14 protein-coding genes are annotated in these 14,858 nt (G+C 65.9%); 9 read left to right on the top strand and 5 right to left on the bottom strand.

Features of this window, described 5'->3' with window-relative positions; translation table 11 throughout:
• Positions 1 to 9: 9 nt before the first annotated feature.
• Together VFH65_RS28620 and VFH65_RS28615 are read left to right on the top strand one after the other, a co-directional pair.
• On the top strand, positions 10 to 609 hold the full coding sequence (locus tag VFH65_RS28620; protein WP_414688527.1) for a DUF3558 domain-containing protein: 600 nt from the start codon (positions 10 to 12) through the stop codon (positions 607 to 609).
• A gap of 35 nt (positions 610 to 644) precedes the next feature.
• Positions 645 to 1,163 carry a DUF3558 domain-containing protein gene (locus tag VFH65_RS28615; protein ID WP_353326428.1) on the top strand — a complete coding sequence of 173 codons (519 nt, stop codon included), beginning with the start codon at positions 645 to 647 and terminating at the stop codon, positions 1,161 to 1,163.
• A gap of 3 nt (positions 1,164 to 1,166) precedes the next feature.
• Here VFH65_RS28615 and VFH65_RS28610 read toward each other — a convergent pair whose 3' ends face one another.
• Entirely contained in the window at positions 1,167 to 1,649 is a 483-nt protein-coding gene (locus VFH65_RS28610) for a SixA phosphatase family protein (protein WP_353326426.1), read from the bottom strand.
• A gap of 137 nt (positions 1,650 to 1,786) precedes the next feature.
• On the opposite strand from VFH65_RS28610, the gene VFH65_RS28605 reads away from it, so the two are divergent.
• From VFH65_RS28605 to VFH65_RS28580, 6 genes are all read left to right on the top strand, one after another.
• Positions 1,787 to 2,935: a metallophosphoesterase family protein gene (locus tag VFH65_RS28605; protein ID WP_353326397.1), complete on the top strand. Its 1,149-nt coding sequence runs from the start codon at positions 1,787 to 1,789 to the stop codon at positions 2,933 to 2,935.
• Positions 2,932 to 5,559 (top strand): AAA family ATPase, encoded by a 2,628-nt coding sequence (locus VFH65_RS28600; protein WP_353326395.1) that lies wholly within the window; start codon positions 2,932 to 2,934, stop codon positions 5,557 to 5,559. The genes VFH65_RS28605 and VFH65_RS28600 overlap by 4 nt, the downstream gene beginning before the upstream one ends.
• 64 nt (positions 5,560 to 5,623) lie before the next feature.
• Positions 5,624 to 6,409, top strand: coding sequence for a DUF2182 domain-containing protein (locus tag VFH65_RS28595; protein WP_353326394.1), 786 nt, complete (start codon positions 5,624 to 5,626; stop codon positions 6,407 to 6,409).
• 15 nt (positions 6,410 to 6,424) lie between these two features.
• A complete protein-coding gene (locus VFH65_RS28590) occupies positions 6,425 to 7,051 on the top strand; it encodes a DUF1326 domain-containing protein (protein ID WP_353326392.1) in 627 nt (208 codons plus the stop codon).
• A 132-nt stretch (positions 7,052 to 7,183) separates the two neighbouring features.
• Positions 7,184 to 8,698, top strand: a complete 1,515-nt coding sequence (locus tag VFH65_RS28585; RefSeq protein WP_353326391.1) for a GMC family oxidoreductase — start codon at positions 7,184 to 7,186, stop codon at positions 8,696 to 8,698.
• A 7-nt stretch (positions 8,699 to 8,705) separates the two neighbouring features.
• On the top strand, positions 8,706 to 9,182 hold the full coding sequence (locus tag VFH65_RS28580; RefSeq protein ID WP_353326389.1) for a DUF309 domain-containing protein: 477 nt from the start codon (positions 8,706 to 8,708) through the stop codon (positions 9,180 to 9,182).
• 14 nt (positions 9,183 to 9,196) lie between these two features.
• On the opposite strand, the gene VFH65_RS28575 is transcribed toward VFH65_RS28580, so the two are convergent.
• Positions 9,197 to 9,607 carry a DUF1622 domain-containing protein gene (locus tag VFH65_RS28575; protein WP_353326387.1) on the bottom strand — a complete coding sequence of 137 codons (411 nt, stop codon included), beginning with the start codon at positions 9,605 to 9,607 and terminating at the stop codon, positions 9,197 to 9,199.
• A gap of 65 nt (positions 9,608 to 9,672) precedes the next feature.
• Here VFH65_RS28575 and VFH65_RS28570 point away from each other — a divergent pair, with 65 nt between their 5' ends.
• Positions 9,673 to 10,926 carry an alpha/beta hydrolase gene (locus VFH65_RS28570; RefSeq protein WP_353326385.1) on the top strand — a complete coding sequence of 418 codons (1,254 nt, stop codon included), beginning with the start codon at positions 9,673 to 9,675 and terminating at the stop codon, positions 10,924 to 10,926.
• On the opposite strand, the gene VFH65_RS28565 is transcribed toward VFH65_RS28570, so the two are convergent.
• The 3 genes from VFH65_RS28565 to VFH65_RS28555 form a co-directional block, all read right to left on the bottom strand.
• Entirely contained in the window at positions 10,913 to 12,580 is a 1,668-nt protein-coding gene (locus VFH65_RS28565) for an ABC transporter family substrate-binding protein (protein ID WP_353326383.1), read from the bottom strand. The two genes, VFH65_RS28570 and VFH65_RS28565, sit on opposite strands and share 14 nt — an antisense overlap.
• A gap of 11 nt (positions 12,581 to 12,591) precedes the next feature.
• Entirely contained in the window at positions 12,592 to 14,457 is a 1,866-nt protein-coding gene (locus VFH65_RS28560) for an ABC transporter ATP-binding protein (protein WP_353326381.1), read from the bottom strand.
• On the bottom strand, positions 14,454 to 14,858 hold a 405-nt coding region (locus VFH65_RS28555), incomplete at its 5' end, for an ABC transporter permease (RefSeq protein ID WP_353326379.1). The genes VFH65_RS28560 and VFH65_RS28555, both read right to left, overlap by 4 nt.

The following is a 14,858-nucleotide window of genomic DNA, read 5'->3' as shown; positions in this document are numbered from 1 at the left end:
GCCGCTACAGTGCATGGCGTGACCCCGAGGATGTGCGCGACCGGTAGGAGCCGGAAAGCGAAGGCCCTGGCCGTGGCGGCCGCCGCGATGATTCCGGTGTTTGCCGCATGCTCCGATCCCGAGCCGACCTCTCCCGAGGTTCCCCAGACGTCCGCGCCGCAGCAGAACGCGTCGCACGGGCCGTTCTTTCCGCAGTGCGGAGGCATCAGCGACCAGACGATGGGCGAACTGACCCGTGTCACGGGCCTGGTGAACACGGCGACCACCTCGGTGGGCTGCCAGTGGTTGGTGGGCGGCGGCATCTCGGGCCCGCATTTCTCGTTCACCTGGTATCGCGGCAGCCCGATCGGTCGGGAACGCAAGACCGAGGAACTCTCGCGCGCGAGTGTCGAGGACATCAACATCGAGGGCCACGACGGCTTCATCGCTGTCGGTGAGACCCCCGATATCAGCAATCCGTCGAGGGTCTTGGTCAACCTGTGCGAGATCGGCATCCAGTTCGGCGACGACTTCATCGAATGGTCGATCAGCTTCGCCGAAGAGCCGTTCCCCGATCCTTGTGACGTCGCCAAGGAACTGACCCGCCAGTCGATTGTGAACTCCAAATGAGCCGGGCCGTTATTCGCCGCGCCGCTGCCGGTCTGATGGTCGCGCTGAGCTCGTTTGTGCTGCTGACCGGCTGCACGCAGACGGTCGAGGGCACTGCGGCCAAGTCGGGATCCGGCGATGTGCCGCGCAATGACAATTCGGAGAAGACGTACCCGAACCTGCTCAAAGAATGTGAAGTGCTGACCGAGGACATCCTCGCCAAGACCGTCGGCGCCGATCCGTTGGACATTCAGAGCACGTTCGTCGGGGCGGTGTGCCGCTGGCAGGCCGCCAACCCGGCGGGCCTGATCGACATCACCCGGTTCTGGTTCGAGCAGGGCAGCCTGGACAACGAACGCCAGACGGCAGAGGGACTCGAGTATCGGATCGAGGACCGGACCATTGCTGGTGTTCGGTCGATCGTGATGCGTCCCAACGACCCGAACGGCGCATGCGGGGTGGCCAGTGACGCCGGCGGCGTCGTCGGCTGGTGGGTGAACCCTCAGACACCCGGCATCGACGGTTGCGCGATGGCAATCAAGCTGATGGAGCTCACGCTCGCGACCAATGCCTAGCGACTAACGAGGCACGTGGAACGTGACCAGCGCGGCGCCGCTGAGCGTCAGCTGGTCCCACGGCTCGCTGGTGCGTAACACCGCGATGGCCGAGGTCGGGAACTTCGTCGAAATGCTCTCCGCGGCAGTGGTGTTGCTGCCGTCGGGGGCGGCCAATCCGAGCGCGACCGCCGACATTGCCGGCTCGTGGCCGATGACCAGCAGCGTCTCGACGTCGGCGCCGACACCGTTGATCTCCTCGATCACCGCGCCGGGCGTCGCGTCGTAGAGCCGGTCGACGTAGTTCACCGGCGCCTCGATGCGGGTTCGCGCCAGCGTCTCGCGCGTGCGGGTCGCCGTCGAGCAGAGCACTGCGTCGATGGCGGGTGCATGCGCGCGTAGCCAGTCGCCGGCCAGCCCTGCTTCCCGGACACCGCGGGGGGCAAGGGGACGTTCGTGATCGGCGACGCCCGCCGGGTAGTCCGACTTGGCGTGCCGAAGCAACATCAGCGTGCGGTAGGAGTTGCTCACCGACTAACCGTAGGGCATGCCGATGCACGTCCCGAGACTTGTCGGGGCCCAGACCTACACTCGCCTTGCCCAGGAAATGAAGCGAACACGACGAGACGGGAAGGCGGGCCGAGATGCGGTTTATCCACACCGCCGACTGGCAACTCGGCATGACCCGTTACTTCCTGAACGGTGAGGCGCAGCCGCGGTATTCGGCCGCGCGGCGCGACGTCGTGGCGGGTCTGGGGTTGCTGGCCGCCGAAGAGGGCGCCGAGTTCGTCGTGGTGGCCGGCGACGTCTTCGAGGACAACCAACTCGCGCCGCGGGTCGTCAGTCAGTCCCTGGAAGCGATGCGTGCCATCGGCGTCCCGGTGTACCTGCTGCCCGGAAACCACGATCCGCTTGACGCGTCATCGGTGTACACCAGTGCGCTGTTCACCTCCGAATGCCCGGACAACGTCACGGTGCTCGACCGGCCCGGTGTGCACGAGGTGCGGCCAGGCCTGGAAATCGTCGCCGCGCCATGGCGATCCAAGGCGCCGACGGCCGACCCGGTCGCCGACGTGCTCAACGGACTGACGGCCGACGGGGTCACCCGCGTCCTTGTCGGGCACGGCGCCGTCGACATCTTCGTCCCCGACAAGGACAGGCCGTCGCTCATCCGGCTTGCGGCGCTGGAGGCGGCCATCGCTCGCGGCACCGTGCACTATATAGCGTTGGGCGACAAGCACTCTCGCATGCAGGTGGGCGCCACCGGTCGGATCTGGTACTCCGGCTCGCCGGAGGTCACCAACTACGACGACATCGAAACCGATCCCGGCAACGTGCTGGTCGTCGACATCGATGAGGACCATCCGGAGCGGCCGGTGCACGTCAATGCACGGCAGGTCGGCAGCTGGCGGTTCGTGACGCTGCGCCGCTCCGTGGACAGCGGCCGTGATGTGGCCGATCTTGACATCAACCTCGATCTGATGCCGGACAAGGAGCGCACGGTGGTGCGGGTTGGCCTGACGGGCTCACTGACCGTGACTGACAAGGCCGCGCTCGATGCATGCCTGGACCGCTACGCCCGGCTGTTCGCCTCGCTCGTGCTGTGGGAGAAGCAAACCGACATCGCGGTGATTCCCGCCGACGGCGAGTTCGACGATCTTGGCATCGGTGGTTTCGCGGCGGCGGCGGTCGACGAGTTGGTCACCACCGCCCGGTCTGAGGCTGACGACGCCGACGATGCCCGTGCCGCGCTGGCGCTGCTGCTGCGCCTCGTCGACAGGGGCGTCGCGTGAAGCTGCACCGGCTGGTCTTGACCAACTACCGCGGAATCACTCACCGCGAGATCGAATTTCCTGACCACGGTGTCGTGGTGGTCAGCGGCGCGAACGAGATCGGCAAGTCGTCGATGATCGAGGCGCTCGACCTGCTCTTGCACTCCAAGGATCGGTCGAACAAGAAGGACGTCAAGCAGGTCAAGCCGACCCATGCCGACGTCGGCGCCGAAATCACCGCCGAAATCTCTACTGGCCCTTACCGATTCGTCTACCACAAGCGCTTCCACAAGCGCTGCGAGACGCAACTGACGGTTCTGACGCCTCGCCGCGAGCAGCTCACCGGCGACGAGGCGCACGAACGCGTATTGGCGCTGCTTGACGAAACCGTCGACATGGATCTGTGGCAGGCGCAGCGCGTGTTGCAGGCCGCGTCGACCGCCCCGGTGGACCTGTCGGGATGCGACGCACTGTCGCGTGCGCTCGACGTGGCCGCGGGTGAGGCCGTGCAGCTTTCGGGCGCCGAACCGCTGCTCATCGACCGTATCGACGCCGAATACCAGCGCTACTTCACGCCAACGGGCCGCCCGACGGGGGAGTGGGCGACGGCGACCAACCGGCTGCGCGCCGCCGACGACGAGGTGGCCCGTTGCGCGGCGGCCGTCGCCGAGGTCGACGACGCGGTGCGCAGGCATGCGGCACTGACGCACGACCTTGCCCAGCTCACTGATGAGCGTGGCGACACGGCGAAGCGGCTCGCCGCCGCGCAGGCCGCGGCGGAGGAGGTCGCGGCGCTGACCCAGCAGCTCAAAGAGGCCGAGGTGGTGGCTGCGGCGGCGGATGCCACTCACACCGCCTCGACGGCGGCGCTCACCGAGCGGCGGCGGTTGCGGGTCGACATCGATGAGCGGGCCGCGACGATCACGCAACTGGAGGCGGCGGCCGCCGAGGCCGCCGCCGAACAGGCGACCGCCGCCGAGGTTCAGGAGGCGGCCGAGGCCGCGGCAGACGAGGCGCGAAAGGCGGTGGAGACCAGCCGGACCCGTGTCGACGCGGCTCGCCGAGCGGTCGAACAGCTCTCGGACCGCGACGAGGCGGACCGGCTCGCCGCCAAGCTCGCCAAGATCGACGTGTCCAAGCGCGAACTCGACCGCATCGACCGCGGACTCGCGGGCATTCCGTTGACCGACGCGCTGATGCGGACCATCGAGGAGGCTGCCGCCGCGGTCGAATTGGCCGCCGGTCAGGTTGAGCTGATGTCCGCGCGGATCGAACTCGTCGCGGTGTCGGACGTCGAGCTGGTTCTCGACGGCGAACCGGTTGCTCTCGACGCCGGCGCCACCTGGTCCACCAGCGCAAGTGCGCCGACCGACATCGAACTGCCGGGCTTGCTGACTGCGCGTGTGGTGCCGGGGACACCGGCGTCGACCACCAAGGCCAAACTCGATGCGGCCCAAGAGGTTCTGGCGACGGCGCTGGCTAAGGCTCAGGTCGAAGACGTCGCGGCGGCACGTGTCCTCGATGGGCAGCGGCGCGAGCTGGTGGCAGCCCGCGACCGCTTTTGCGCCAGGCTGGAGGCGCTGACAACCGACGAGGCCGCCGAGGATCTGCGGGCCCGGCTGGCGCAGTTGCATGACCGCGTGCCGTCCGACGCGGGCCTGTTCGACCTGGAAGCCGATGTCGCGACCGTTCGAGCCGAGCTGGATGCCGCCGTGGCTGCCCACCAAAAGGCGATGGCGGATTGCGAGACCCATCGCAAGGTTGCCGAAGCGGCAGCGAAACGGCTGGGGGAAAGGGCGACGCACGCCAGCGTGCTGCGCGAGAAGCTGACCGCCGCGCAGGCCGAACTGACCGTTGCGCGCGAGCGCTTGACCCTGCAGCGGACGGCGGTCGGCGACGACGAGTTGGCCGTGAAGTCCGAGGCCGACGCGGAGAAGACGCGACACTTCACCGGCCTTGTTGGGCAACTGCGCACCGAGCTGGCCCTGACCGCGCCGGACACGGTCAGCGCCGCGCTCGACGATGCCCGGCGCAGTGCCGAATCGCTGCAACACCGTCACGATGAGGTCGCCGAGGCGTTGCGCGAAGTCAGCGCGCAACTGAAGGTTTTCGGCACCCAGGGCCGCAAGGGGCAACTGGATGCGGCGGGCACCGAACGCGAACACGCGGAAGCGGAGTACCTGCGCGTGCACCGTCGCGCCCGCGCCGCGCAGCTTTTGCGTGCGGTGATGGTGCGCCATCGTGACGCCACGCGGTTGCGCTACGTCGACCCGTACCGCAGTCAGGTGGAACGGTTAGGCCGCATCGTCTTCGGCGAGACATTCGAAGTCGAGATCGACAGCGCGCTGCAGATCTGTAGCCGCACACTGTCGGGGCGCACCGTGCCGTATGAGTCGTTGTCCGGCGGGGCGAAGGAACAGCTGGGCATCGTCGCTCGACTGGCGGGCGCTGCGCTGGTCGCCAAGGAAGACGCGGTTCCGGTGGTCATCGACGATGCGCTGGGATTCACCGACGCCGAGCGGCTGGCCAAGATGGGTGCGGTGTTCGACGCCGTCGGTGGGGACGGGCAGGTCATCGTGCTGACCTGCAGCCCGCAGCGGTATGCCAGCGTCGGCGGCGCCCATCACATCGCGCTGACCGCGTAGCCGGCAAATTCCCGGACTTAGCGTCCGAACGGTGCCATAGTTCTTGTCAGGGGTGGTGGCTGTCTTGAGCGCTAGCGACGTTCGTGGGGTTTCCGGTAGGACCGACATTTGGCTGCCGGTAGCGCTGCTGGTCCTGGCGGGTGTCGGCTGGTGGTGGTCAGCCGTCAGTGCCGGGGACATGAGCGGCGACGCCATGGCGATGGAACATCATCCAGGCATGGCGATGGAGCCCCAGGCGGCCATGTCGTTCGTCGCCTTCATCGTCGCGTGGGTGGCGATGATGACGGCGATGATGTTCCCGGCGGTCCTGCCGGTCGTTCGGCTCTACAACCGGGCAGCCGCCAATGGGCAGGCGGCTCCAACCGTGTTCTTCGTCGGCGGGTACATCGCGCTGTGGAGCGTCGTCGGCATTCCCGCGTTCTTCGCCTGGAGCCGACTCAACGAGCCGCTCATGAATGGCAGCCCGTGGGCGGGACGCGTTGCAGGCGCAGTGGCGGTGGCCGCGGGCATATATCAACTGACGCCGCTGAAGTCGGTGTGCTTGCGGCATTGCCGATCGCCGCTGTCGTTCTTTCTGCGGCACGGCAAGCACCTCGACCGCCCGACCGGAGCGATTGTCGCGGGCACTCGGCACGGGGTGTTCTGTGTCGGCTGCTGCTGGATGTTGATGGCTCTGCTAATTGCTTTCGGCGCAATGCAATTGGCGTGGATGCTGATTTTGGCCGTGCTGATTCTGCTGGAGAAGGCGGCCCCGTTCGGTGAACAGCTCGCCCGGGTGACCGGGGTGGCGCTGTTGGCTCTGGGTGTTGCGCTGTTGGTGCACCCGGCGTTCGTTACCAATCTCGTCTGATCGAAAGGCACGGCCATGACAACAACCGAACAACGCACTCGCTGGCACATCCAAGGTCGGGGGTATGAGTTCTGCAATTGCAATCCGGGTTGCACATGCAACTTTTCCGGCTTCCCCAGCTCGTCGGATGGCAGCTGCAAGGCGATGGTGGGCAACGACATTGCCGAGGGCTCATGCGGTGACGTCGATCTGTCCGGTGTCAAGGCGATCGCGGTCATCGACTGGCCGCACGCGATTCACGACGGCAACGGCAAGGCGGTGTTCATCGTCGCGCCCGAGACGACGGATGAGCAGATCGAGTGCCTGTCACAGATCTACACGGGCCAACTCGGCGGCGACCCCTGGGCAATACTGGGCACCACCTACGAAGTAGTCGGCTTGGCGAAGGCGCCGATCACCTTCGAGGGCACCGGCGTCAAGGCCACGATGACGGCCGAAGGCCTCGGGCACGCCTCGGGTGACACGTTGAAGAATCCGGTGACTGGTGAGCCCCACCAGGCGCAGATCGTTTTGCCCGACGGGTTCATCTGGAAGAAGGGTGAATGCGGGGTCGGGACATTTCAGGTGGATGCCGAGGGCGTTCGTCTCGACTACACCGATACCAACTGGATCTACTACGAATTCGAATGGTCGAACGATTGACTTGTGAAGATTGCCCGGGTTATCCGGCGAGCTGGGCCCACGCGAAAGCTGGGGAACGCAAAGTTCCCAATTTGACCGGCGTGTCGGGTGATTTTGCGTCTGCTCGCGCGGCGGGCTCTTAGACTCCGGCAAATGGACGCCGACTACATCGTCGTAGGAACAGGCTCGGCCGGATCCGTGGTGGCCAATCGACTCAGCGCGGACCCCTCCGTCGAAGTCGTGGTGCTGGAGGCTGGGCCGCGGGACAAGGACAAGTTCGTCCATATTCCCGCGGCTTTTTCCAAGCTTTTCCGAACCGAAATGGACTGGGATTACCTGACCGAGCCGCAGAAGGAGCTCGACGGGCGCGAAATCTATTGGCCGCGAGGCAAAGTGCTCGGCGGTTCGTCGTCGATGAACGCGATGATGTGGGTACGTGGATTTGCCGCTGACTACGACGAATGGGCCGAGCACGCCGGCGAAGAGTGGGACTACGCGCACGTCGAAAAGTATTACAACAGGATCGAAAACGGTCCGCTTGTCATCTCCGCGCAGCGCAGCCCCAGGAGTTCGACCGCGCTCTGGCTGACCGCCGTGCAGGAATGCATCGATGCCCCGGAAGGGTTCTGCGAAACCCGCGTCACTCAACGCAGGGGAGCGCGCTGGAGCACCGCCGACGCGTACCTCAAACCGGTGCTGCGGCGGCGGAATCTGACACTTCACACTGAGGCCACCGCCACCAGGGTGATCTTCGACGGAAAGCGCGCGGTCGGTGTGGAATTCGAACAACTCGGCGCCCGCCGGGTCGTGAAGGCCCGTCGCGAAGTGGTGTTGTGCGGCGGCGCGATCAACAGCCCGCAGTTGTTGATGCTCTCCGGCGTCGGGGATCGTGACCAGCTCACCGGGCACGGCATCGACGTGGTGCACGACGCTCCCGATGTCGGTACCAACCTGCTCGATCACCTGGTGATCCCGATGGGTTTCGACGTCCCGAGCGACACCTTGTTCGGCGCGGAGAAGCCGCTGCAGCTGATCAACTACCTGGTGCGACGGCGCGGCATGCTCACGTCCAACGTGGGGGAGGCGTACGGCTTCGTGAAGAGTCGTCCGGACCTCGACCTGCCCGATCTGGAGCTGATCCTTGCAACCGCACCCTTTTTCGACGAGGGCATCCGCGATCCCTACCCGGGCCACGCCGTCGGGATCGGACCGATTCTGCTTAAGCCCCGCAGCAGAGGCACCATCACGCTGCGCTCGTCTGACCCGAAGGACAAGCCGATCATCGATCCGCGTTATCTCACCGACGATGCGGGTGAGGACCGTGCCGCGCTGATGTCGGGCCTGCGGATGTGCGCGAAGATCGTCCAGTCAGCGGCCCTTCGTGGCTTGATCACGGGTATCGCGCGGCCGAGCGGAGCTACCAGCCTCGACGACGAAACCCTTGAGAAGGCGCTGAACACGTTGTCGCACACGCTTTATCACCCTGTCGGCACCTGCCGGATGGGCAGCGACGACGCCAGCGTCGTCGACCCACAACTGCGGGTTCGCGGCGTCGACGGCTTGCGCGTCGCCGACGCTTCGGTGATGCCGACGATCATCCGCGGGCACACGCACGCGCCGAGCGTGCTGATCGGCGAGAGGGCCGCAGATCTGATTCGCGAGTCATGATGGATAAATGACCGAGCGTGGTCGCGACGAATCGGGACGGCCCCGAAACCCCCGTCCGCGTGACGCGCTTGGCCGCCCGCTTCCCCAGGGCAGCCAGGGCGTTCCGCGGATCCCCGACGACTTGGAGCTGCCTCCTGGCGAAACCCTCGCCTACGCACAGGACCTGCTGGACAGGGGCCTGGCGTTCAACGCGCATGAGGTACTCGAAGCCGCCTGGAAGAACGCCCCTGATGATGAGCGGATGCTGTGGCAGGGCCTGGCGCAACTCGCGGTCGGAATCACCCACGTCCAGCGCGGCAACGTCACAGGTGCGCTCACCGTGCTGCGCCGTGCCTCAGGGCGTATCACTCACGACGACCGGCCGGCTCCGCACGCGATAGACGCCGCCGGACTGATCAGCTATGCCGACAAGTTGATCAACGACCTTGTTGCGGGCAATGAGATCACGCCAGAGCGCCTGCGACCCCGCCTGGTTGCCGGCTAGCTCGGTTATCCGAACTACGCAGTGTCGGGCGTTGATCGCGCAGATTCGCGAGCGGCCCGTGCAAGGACCTGAGGGCCGGTCGTCAGCGCCTTCCGCCATGGCGCAACACCGTCGACCTCGATCTCGATGGTGATACTCAGCACCGTCCGGATGAGCACGATCATGCCAAGCACGGCCGCGTCGGTCAGCGACGGCGTGGAGGTGACGGTCTTGACGATGTCCGCGGCAACGAGCAACTCCAAGCCGAGCAGAATCGCGCCACCCAAAGAATCTCGCAACGTCTTGAATGCACGAGCACCGTCACCGGTTCGCTTCCACGTGACCACGGCGAGGGCGAATGCGAACACAAAGCCCACCACCATCGACGAAACGCCCAACACTTCAAACGCTTGCGTCGCCCGCTCGAAAAACTGTTCCAGGCGCATCGTTCCGCGACTCTAACGCCCGCGAAACGATCACCGACATCTTTTGACAGGCACAATGAGCGGTAATGACGATGAACGCCAGACGTCGCCGGGCTCACGACAAATTGGCCGCGCTGCCGGGAGTGCGTCCCATCCGCAGGCCGGTGACACCCGGAGGCGACGAGTTCGACCTGTATTACGAGCGCACCGGACGTAAATCGGCGCATCCGCTGGTGATCATCCCCGGCGGTCCCGGCGCCGCCTCGGTGGCGCTCTACCGGGGGTTTCGGCGGCGGGCCGCGGCCGAGGGGCTCGACGTGATCATGGTCGAGCATCGCGGCGTCGGGATGTCCCGGCACGACGACAACGGGAACGACCTGCCAGCCGACGCGCTGACCATCGACCAGGTCGTCGACGACTTGGCCGCCGTCCTTGACGACGCACAGGTCGACAGGGCCGTCATCTACGGCACCTCGTACGGTTCATATGTCGCCGCCGGTGTCGGTGTGCGCCACCCGGGCCGGGTGCACGCCATGGTTCTCGATTCACCGGTGCTGTCGGCACACGACATCGATGACGTTCGCGAGGCGACGCGTCGCCTGCTGTGGGACGGCGACGACCCGGAGACCGCACTCCTTGCGCCCAAGGTCCGACAACTCGTCGGCGATGAGGCGCTGTCACCGGCTGCCGCCCAGCTCGCCGCTGCGGTCTACGGCTTCGCCGGGCCCGCGGTACTGCAGCGCCAACTCGATCTGTTGCTGGCACGACGGCGGTGGTTATGGTCGGCTCTGGGTCGGGCGGCCCGGCTTGTGTTCGAGCGCAAGGCGCCGTACCGCAACGAGCCCGACCTCGTCGGCAGGATCGCCTATCGCGAACTCAACTACGGTGCCGTTCCTGACGGCAAGCCCCTCGATCCCGCCGTCGTGTATCGCGAGTCCGCCACCGGCACAACGGAGTTCGAGGCCGAACCATACGATCTGGCCGCTGAGATGCCAAAGTTCGCCTGGCCGACGGTGGTCATCTCGGGTGGCCGCGATCTGATCACCCCACCGTCGGTGGCGCAACGGGCCGCATCGCAGCTCCCTGGTGCGGTTCTGGTCAATCTCGCGACGGCGGGACACAGCGCCATCGATCTTCGTGAGCGGGCGGCGCTGGACATCATCAAAGCTGTTTATGACGGTTCGATCGACGGTTTGCCTGCACGCGCGGCGACGCTGGATTCGACGCCTGGCGGACTCGGGATTCGTCTGCTGGTGTGGGGAGTCGCCGCTGCGGGCGCCGTGGAACAGGCGTTGCCCGCCGCGGTTCCCCGTGCGGTGCAACGGGTTACGGCCTCATGAAGCCGATCTTGGTGTAGTCGAGGTCACCGAGGCCGGCGGGACCGAAGTTCGCGATGTTGCTGCGAACCGCCACGTTGCCGGCCGACTGATACAGGGGCAGGCTGAATCCCTCCGCCCAGATGAGCTTGTCGAACTCATTGGCCAGCACCCTCGCTTTATTGGCGTCGAGTTCGTCGTAAATCTCCTCGGCTTTGGCGTCGATTTCCGGGCTGCTGATCTTGCCGAAGTTGCTTTCGGCTCCCGTCGTGTAGATCTGGGTCAGGCAGCACAGCGCGTCGGGGTCTCCCAGCCAGGCGAACTGTGCGATGTCGAAGTTGCCGACCGTCACGAAATCTGTGAACAGACTTCCGCCGGGCGCCGTGACCAGGTCCAGCTTGACCCCGATTTGAGCCAGGCTGTTCTGCGCGATCTGACCGATCTGTCTCGTGCCCAGCGAGTCATACATGACGTCGCGAATCACCAGTTGTTTGCCGTCCTTTTCGCGGAACTGGCCGTTCAGTGTCCAGCCAAGCGCGTCGAGTTCCTGCTTGGCCTTCTCGGGGTCGTACGCCACGATCCCGCTGTTGTCCTGGTAGCCCTCCTGGCCTGCGAGATAGATGTGGTTGTTGAGCGTGGCCGGCTTGTCGACCAGACCGCGCTGGGTGATGTCGGCGATGGCTTGCCTGTCGATGCCCTTGGCGATCGCCAGACGAAGGTCTTTGTTTTCCAGGATCGATCCTGGCGCGCCGTTGAAAGTGAAGTGGTACCAACTATTCGACGGCGCACGCCGGATCGAGATGCCTGGGGTGCCGCGGGCGATGGTGAGCTCGTCGAGCGAGGTGAGGCCGGTGGCATCGATGGTGTTGTTCTGCAGCGCGGGTATGCGCGCGGCGTCGTCGAGCACCAGGTAGGTGATGCTGTCGAGCAACGGCGGTGTGCCCCACCATTTCGGGTTGCGGGTCAACACGATTCGCTGCGCGGTACGGTCCAGGTTCGAGACGATGAACGGCCCGGCCGACGGTCCGGGCCCGTTGAGCTGACCCTTGTTGAACACTTCCGGATTCTCGGTCATGCGCTTGGGATAGAGCATGGTGTTCCCGGCGAGCATGCCCTTCCACGCGCCGTAGGGCTCGGCGAACGTCATGACGGCTTGCCGGTCGTCGACACCGCGGGTGACCGACGCGACCCGGTCGTAGCCCGCTGAGCTGGAAATCGCGTATGCCTTGTCTTTTCCACTTGTCGCATTGATCTGCGACGCAATGTCCTCCCACGTGATCGGCGTGCCGTCGGACCACACCGCCTTGGGGTTGATCGTGTACGTCACCACCTGGGGGTCGGTACTCGTCAGCTCGACGCTGGTGAAGTAGTCGGTGTTCACCGTCATCGAACCGTCAGGAGCGGTGCGAAACGCGCGGGGCAGCGTCGAGCGCATCGCTGCAGCCCCGAAGCCCTCGCTGTCGATGTGCAGGCTGTTGAAGTTGGAAGGGAACGACGGCAGCGTCAGCCGCAGATTGCCCCCTTGCTGCAGGGTGGCCGGGTCTTGGGGATTGATGTCGTTGGTGGTACCCACTTCGGCGTTACCGCCAGCCGACGGCACCTCCTTGTCACCGCCCGAACACGCGGTGAGCGTGAGGCCCACAACGAGCGCGGCCACAGCGATGCGTCGGATCTTCATGCGGACAGACTCTAGCTGCGCCGAGGGTCTGGTTGCGGGACTGCGGCGAGCAATCGCCGGGTGTATTCGTGGCGCGGATCGCCGAAGACCTGGTCACTGTCGCCCTGCTCGACGATCTTGCCCTGGTGCATCACCACCACGCGGTGGGCCAGATGTCGGACGACCGACAGGTCGTGTGAGACAAACAGGTAGGACAGCCCGAACTGCTGCTGCAGATCCAGCAGCAGGTTGATGATGCCGGCCTGGATGGACACGTCGAGTGCCGACACCGGTTCGTCGAGCGCGAGGATCTTCGGTTGCGTTGCGAGCGCCCGCGCGATGCCGATGCGCTGCTTCTGCCCGCCGGAGAACTCGGCAGGATAACGGCTGGCATCCTCACGGCGAAGCCCAACAATTCCCAGGAGTTCGGCTATGCGGTCGTCCGTGTGGGTCTTGTCAAAGCCATTGGCTCGCAACGGTTCTGCCAGCACTTCAAAGACCGGCAGCCGTGGGTCCAGCGACGCAACCGGATCCTGGAACACCACCTGCAGATCGGACCGCAGCGCCCTTCGGGCACTGCGGTCCAGCGCCGCGACATCGGCGCCGAGTACCTCGATCGAACCCGACTGTGGCGCGGTCAGATCGAGGATCTGGTGCAGGGTGGTCGACTTGCCGGATCCCGATTCCCCGACGATGCCCAGCGTTTGGCCTTGCTGCAGCTCGAAGCTCACGCCGTCGACCGCTCGCACCTCGCCGACCTGGCGGCGAAAAACCACTCCCTTGGTCAGCTTGTAGGTCTTGACCAGATCACGCACCCGCAGTACGACGGGCGCGTCGGCGGCCGCGGGGGCGCCGGCCGGTTCGGTGGAAATGCCGTAGATGTCGGCCGCGCTGCGCCCGGCGACGTGTTCGGTCCGAATACACGCAGCCGAATGGCTTGTGCCCCCAGTCGCCGGCCCAGCGGCTCCGGGACCGACTTCGATCAACTCCGGTTCGGCGGCGCGGCAGTCGTCGATGGCCAGCGGGCATCGCGGCGTGAACGGACATCCGGGCGGCAGCGCCGCCAGCGACGGCGGAGCGCCGGGGATGGGCACCAACCGAGCGCCCTGGGCGGCATCCAGGCGGGGCACCGAGCCGAGCAAGCCGACGGTATAGGGCATCCGGCGGTCGCGATACAGCACGTCGACGGTGGCGATTTCGACGGCACGCCCCGCGTACATCACCAGTGCGCGGTCGGCGAACTCGGCGACCACCCCGAGGTCGTGGGTGATTATCAGCACGCCCGCGCCGGTGACGTCACGCGCGGTCTTGAGCACGTCGAGGATCTGCGCCTGGACCGTCACGTCGAGCGCGGTGGTGGGCTCGTCGCAGATCAACAGATCAGGGTCGTTGGCGATCGCGATCGCGATGACGACGCGCTGACGCTCGCCGCCGGAGAGTTCATGGGGAAAGGACCGGGCCCGTCGTTCAGGTTGGGCGATTCCTACCAACTCGAGCAGTTCGACTGCGCGCTGGCCGGCGGCGCGTCGGCCGACGTCGGGATGGTGGACTTCGATGGCTTCGGCGATCTGATCCCCGACCGTGTAGACCGGCGTCAACGCTGACATCGGATCCTGGAACACCGTGCCGATGGTCTTGCCGCGGATCCGTGACATCCGCTGATCGGACAGTCCGAGCAGTTCGTCTCCGTGCAGCCGGACCGATCCGGACACCTCGGCGTATTCGGGCAGCAGACCGACGACGGCCATGGCGCTTGCGGACTTCCCAGCCCCGGATTCGCCGACGAGAGCGACGACCTCCCCGGGATCGACGTGAAAGTTCATGCCGCGCACGGCCGCAACCCGCTCAGTGTCGGTCGGGAACGCGACCGACAAGTCCGTCACTTGCAGAAGGCTCACTTGCGACGCCTCGTCCGCAGCGCGCGGCTGCCAGGATCGATCGCGTCGCGCAGGCCGTCGCCGACAAGGTTGGCGCACAACACGATCAGCACCAACACGCCGGCCGGGAACAAGAACACCCACGGGAATGTCGTCGCCGATTTCGTGCCGTCGGCGATCAGTGTGCCCAGTGACACGTCCGGCGGTTGGATGCCGAAACCCAAGAAGCTGAGCCCGGTTTCGGCGAGGATCGCGATGCCGACGTTGAGCGCGGTGTCGATGATCAGAATCGAGGCCACATTCGGCAAGATGTGACGCACGATGATGCGCCAGTTGCTTACGCCCATATACCGTGCCGCAACGACGAATTCGCGCTCGCGCAGACTCATCGTCATGCCGCGCACGATGCGTGAGCTGATCAT

Source organism: Mycobacterium sp. (assembly GCF_035697385.1).
Taxonomy (GTDB): Bacteria; Actinomycetota; Actinomycetes; order Mycobacteriales; family Mycobacteriaceae; genus Mycobacterium.
The sequence above is the reverse complement of the archived record's forward strand: the minus strand, read 5'-3'. Positions and strand labels throughout refer to the sequence as shown.

Coding starts and splice junctions, on each gene's coding strand:
- VFH65_RS28615 (WP_353326428.1), top strand. CDS start 645: ATGGTCGCGCTGAGCTCGTTTGTGCTGCTGACCGGCTGCACGCAGACG.
- VFH65_RS28610 (WP_353326426.1), bottom strand. CDS start 1,649: ATGTTGCTTCGGCACGCCAAGTCGGACTACCCGGCGGGCGTCGCCGAT.
- VFH65_RS28605 (WP_353326397.1), top strand. CDS start 1,787: ATGCGGTTTATCCACACCGCCGACTGGCAACTCGGCATGACCCGTTAC.
- VFH65_RS28590 (WP_353326392.1), top strand. CDS start 6,425: ATGACAACAACCGAACAACGCACTCGCTGGCACATCCAAGGTCGGGGG.
- VFH65_RS28585 (WP_353326391.1), top strand. CDS start 7,184: ATGGACGCCGACTACATCGTCGTAGGAACAGGCTCGGCCGGATCCGTG.
- VFH65_RS28580 (WP_353326389.1), top strand. CDS start 8,706: ATGACCGAGCGTGGTCGCGACGAATCGGGACGGCCCCGAAACCCCCGT.
- VFH65_RS28575 (WP_353326387.1), bottom strand. CDS start 9,607: ATGCGCCTGGAACAGTTTTTCGAGCGGGCGACGCAAGCGTTTGAAGTG.
- VFH65_RS28570 (WP_353326385.1), top strand. CDS start 9,673: ATGACGATGAACGCCAGACGTCGCCGGGCTCACGACAAATTGGCCGCG.
- VFH65_RS28565 (WP_353326383.1), bottom strand. CDS start 12,580: ATGAAGATCCGACGCATCGCTGTGGCCGCGCTCGTTGTGGGCCTCACG.